Source organism: Mesorhizobium sp. M2C.T.Ca.TU.002.02.1.1, assembly GCF_003997225.1.
Genome location: NZ_RZTO01000566.1, coordinates 1 through 4,134 on the forward strand (window position 1 = coordinate 1; position 4,134 = coordinate 4,134).

Genomic DNA, 4,134 nt, shown 5'->3' on the forward strand with positions numbered 1-4,134 from the left:
CCCGCTAGCCTCGTCGACAGCCAGTTCGCCACGCTGGAAGAGCCCGCCGCGGACGAGCGGGCGGTGACGGTCGACGGAACCCAAAGCGTTGCCGGGATCCTGAAAGAGATCGTCGGCTAGCATCAATTGCTGGAGCTTCATGCCCCCTCGATACCGATCGCGGCCTCGGTCGGCCGCTCGGTCAGCCGCACGGCGCTCGACCAGGCCATCATCTGCTCCGGACAGAGCTTGAGCGTTTCCAGCATATGGTCGCGCTTCGACAGGATAAATCCCGCCTGAACGACGAGGTTCTTCCCTGCCGTGTCCTTGACAGGCGATGTGGGCGCCTCTGGACGCGCGCTCAGCTCGCCGACGATTGCCCGATACTGGCGAAAGGGGGCCGTCTCGATCGTCGCCATGTGGAACAGTGCGGCACCCGCGCGCGCGGCGAAGTTTGCCGGTGCCGAGGCGAGGTGGGTCCAGCCGCGCTCGCCCATGGCGGGCTCGGCGAAGGCTGAGCCGGCATAGATGGTGTTGGTCATCAGCACCACGCCGTTTGCCTTCAGCGCCTTCTGGATGCGCGTGGTCACCTGATAGGCGTCGGTGCGCTCGAAGACGATCCGGCTTTTCAGGAAGCGGTTCTCGACCTTGACCAATGGCGGGTTGATCAGGCGATAGCCGAACTTGCTGGGCGAGAAGCCGTGATACTGCGCGCTCACCTGATGGGCCTCAACGCCTGCCTCATGCAGGGCGCGCTTGCCCATGATCGTCTGCGCCGTGAACTGGTCGCACCATATGATCACGCCGCGCCCGTTGCGCAGGGCTTGTTGCAGAGCCTCGAGGCCTTCCAGCCGGATCGCCGGCGACCAGCGCCAGCCGGCGACGAGATGCGCCGCAAGCGTCAGCCGCCGGCGGTGAATGGCGGCGAGTTGCGCGTCGAACATCGCTCGCGTGTCGGCAGCATTGCCGAGCACGGCCTTTACCGCGATGTCGTAGCGGGCGAACTCCTTGCGAAAGTGGCGCTTGCGCCGGAACCTGGACACGCAACCGCAGATGGGTCCCCACCAGGAGACCGGCAGCATCGCCGCAACGCCGAGATAGAAACAGGACAGCAGGCTCTCCCGCAGGTCCCGGTTGGTGAAGCGGCGCAGTTTTCCGGGGCGGATGACCTTGCGACTGAAGAAGCGAACGGACTCGTTGCGCTCCGGCACCAGCACGTCGGCGGTGATCTCGGTATGATAGATCTCGTTCGACGTTGGCTGTCGGCTGGCCCTGCGGGATTTGCCAAGCCAAGGCAGCCTCATGCGTCAGAGCCCCGTTTCGTCCTCTGGATAGAGCATGATCTTGTCCGAAAACCGGTCCCCACTTTTTGCGTTCGCTGACCTTCGGTTCGGGATCATGCTCAGCCGCTTTACTGCGTCGAAAGCAGACAAGCAACCAAGGGAGCCGCTGCCGAGGGCGGGCCGCTTCAGATCTGCGAGGTGAGCTCTGCGGGGAAATCGTCGTTGTCGGCGTCGCGCATGGCAGCGAGGCTGCGGTTGTCGAGCACCTCGGCGATCGCCTGGCGCACTTCCAGCATCATGTGGCGGACCTGGCAGGTGGCTTCGTCGCAATCCTCGCAGCGCTGGTATTGCGTGCGGCTGGCGCAAGGGATCGGCGCCAGCGGCCCGTCGAGCACGCGCACGACATGGCCGATCTTGATCTCGGAAGCCGGCCGGGCGAGGCGGTAGCCGCCTTCCTTACCCTTGCGGCTCTGGACGAAACCGGCATTGCGCAACTCGCCCAGGATCGCATCCAGGAATTTCTTCGGGATGTTGTTGGCGACGGCGATGTCGTTGACGAATGCAAGCTGGCCAGCCGGCAGGCCGGAAAGATGCACGAGGGCCTTGAGGCCGTATTTGCCTTTTTTGGTCAGCATGCCCGATTCAGTTCATCAAACCCCAATGGCCCTGCATCTGGCGGTTGTTTGTGTGCAAATCATGACAGTTGACCGCCTGGCCCAATGATTTGCCCGGCAGCTTAGGCACAAACGCGTTGATTCTTCGTAACGTTTTTCACGTTGGCCTCCGGATTTCCCCCGCGAAATGCCGGCCAGCTCAAACGAGGAAGCCGGCTAACGCCGGCTTCCCTGCGCTTCCTGATTGTGCGGCGGCTCAGCGGCTGCCGTAGGCCTGGTCGAGCAGTCCGCCGGCGGCGAAATGCTCCTTCTGTACCTTGTCCCAGCCGCCGAAGACGTTCTCGACGGTCAGCAGCCGGACGTCCGGGAAGTCGGCCTTGTGCTTGGCGGCCACCGTCGCGTCGCGAGCCCGCAAGCCGTTCCCGGCGGCGATCTCCTGGCCGTCCGGCGTGTAGAGGAAGTCGAGATAGGACTTGGCGAGATCGCGGCTGCCATGCTCGTCGGCGACCTTGTCGACGATCGCGACGGGGAACTCGGCGAGCAGGCTGACCGAAGGCGTGACCTGCTCGAACTTGTCGTCGCCATATTCCTTGCGGATGCCGCGCGTTTCCGACTCGAAGGTGATCAGCACGTCGCCGATCTCGCGCTGGACGAAAGTGGTGGTGGCGGCGCGGCCGCCGGTGTCGAAGATCGGCACGTTGTTGAAGAGCTTGGTGATGAATTCCTTCACCTTGGCGTCGTCGCCCTTGAAGGCTTCCTTGGCGTAGGCGGTGGCGGCAAGATAGGTGTAGCGCGCATTGCCGGATGTCTTCGGGTTGGGGAAGATCACCTGCACATCGTCGCGAACCAGATCGTTCCAGTCCTTGATGTGCTTGGGATTGCCCGCGCGGACAAGGAACGAAGGCAAGGAATAGAAGGGCGAGGCGTTGTCCGGAAAATCCTTCTGCCAGTCTGCCGAGACGAGGCCCTTCTTGACCAGGAAATCGACGTCGGTGACCTGGTTGAAGGTGACGACATCGGCGCCAAGACCTTCGGCGATGGCGCGCGCCTGGGCCGAGGTGCCGGCATGGGACTGATCGATCGTGACGCCGGGATGCTTGGCGATGAAGGCCTTGTTGATGTCCACGAACAGCTCGCGGCCGACATCATACGATGCGTTCAAGAGCTTGTCGGCCGACCAGGCTTGGGAGGACGCGAGGACCAGACCGGCAGCAGCCGCGACGCCGAGCAATAGACGCTTCATGAAAACAGGCTCCTTGGAAATGGATCAAGCTATGGCGAGACCATAGTCGGGAAAGCCTGAAGCGACGAGGCATGTGGTCCGGGAGGTGAGCGAAGCTCTGGAAAATATCTCGCCAAAACAGCTCTTTGCTAGGATTTTCTTCCAGGCAGATTCATGGATGGCGCCGCAGCAGGCGTCGGAGTGAAAGACAGCTCAGGAAGCGGGAAAAAGCTTCCAGCGCCGCGGCCTGAAGGCCACGCGGCTCTTCTGCGCGGCAGGATGGTCGACCGGCAGCTCGATCTCCACGCGCTGGCGCTCGCCGCCGATCTCGAGCTCGACGCGCCTGGTGCCGGCAACGCGGCGGCTGGCGGCAACCGTGCCGGCGATGCAGCCGCTGCAGCCGTCGAGCAGGTCGACATCGTGCGGGCGGAAGTAGAGAACAGCCTCGCCGGACGGCGCATGCGGCGCCTGCAGACCGATCGGCCGGTCGGCGATCCAGACCTCGCCGTTCTCGACCTTGACCGGCAGCGAGCTCGACTCGCCGATGAAGGAATAGACGAAAGGCGAGTTCGGCGTGTCGTAGATATCGTCGGCGGTGCCGACCTGCTCGATGCGGCCCTGGCTCATGACGACGACACGGTCGGCGAGCTCCAGCGCTTCTTCCTGGTCGTGCGTGACAAAGACGGTCGTATGGCCGGTGCGGTCATGGATCTCGCGCAGCCAGCGGCGCAACTCGCGGCGAACCTGCGCGTCGAGCGCGCCGAAAGGTTCGTCGAGCAGAAGCACCTTGGGCTCGATCGCCATGGCGCGCGCCAAAGCCACGCGCTGGCGCTGGCCGCCGGAAAGCTGCGCCGGATAACGCTTTTCCAGGCCAGACAGCTGGACAAGGTCGAGCAGTTCGAGCGCCCGGCGGCGGATTTCCTGCCCCGACGGCCTCGCGGCGCCGTGCCGGACCTTCAGGCCGAAGCCGATATTGTCGGCAACCGTCATGTGGCGGAACAGCGCGTAATGCTGGAAGACGAAGCCGACATTGCGC

Annotated in this window: 4 protein-coding genes and 1 pseudogene; 1 reads left to right on the top strand and 4 read right to left on the bottom strand. The window is 63.9% G+C overall.

Features of this window, described 5'->3' with window-relative positions:
- A pseudogene (locus EOD07_RS38660) lies at positions 1 to 120 on the top strand (gluconokinase); the annotation flags it as partial.
- A 17-nt stretch (positions 121 to 137) separates the two neighbouring features.
- Here EOD07_RS38660 and EOD07_RS25020 read toward each other — a convergent pair.
- The 4 genes from EOD07_RS25020 to EOD07_RS25035 form a co-directional block, all read right to left on the bottom strand.
- The gene (locus EOD07_RS25020) at positions 138 to 1,283 is read right to left on the bottom strand and encodes a hypothetical protein (RefSeq protein WP_127237328.1); all 1,146 of its coding nucleotides are present in this window, start codon (positions 1,281 to 1,283) and stop codon (positions 138 to 140) included.
- Positions 1,284 to 1,447: 164 nt separating this feature from the next.
- A complete protein-coding gene (locus EOD07_RS25025) occupies positions 1,448 to 1,897 on the bottom strand; it encodes an Rrf2 family transcriptional regulator (RefSeq protein ID WP_040984137.1) in 450 nt (149 codons plus the stop codon).
- Between the two features lie 235 nt (positions 1,898 to 2,132).
- Entirely contained in the window at positions 2,133 to 3,119 is a 987-nt protein-coding gene (locus tag EOD07_RS25030) for a sulfate ABC transporter substrate-binding protein (protein WP_127237329.1), read from the bottom strand.
- A gap of 192 nt (positions 3,120 to 3,311) precedes the next feature.
- Positions 3,312 to 4,134: sulfate/molybdate ABC transporter ATP-binding protein (locus EOD07_RS25035; protein WP_164772498.1), on the bottom strand; the 823-nt coding region annotated here is incomplete at its 5' end.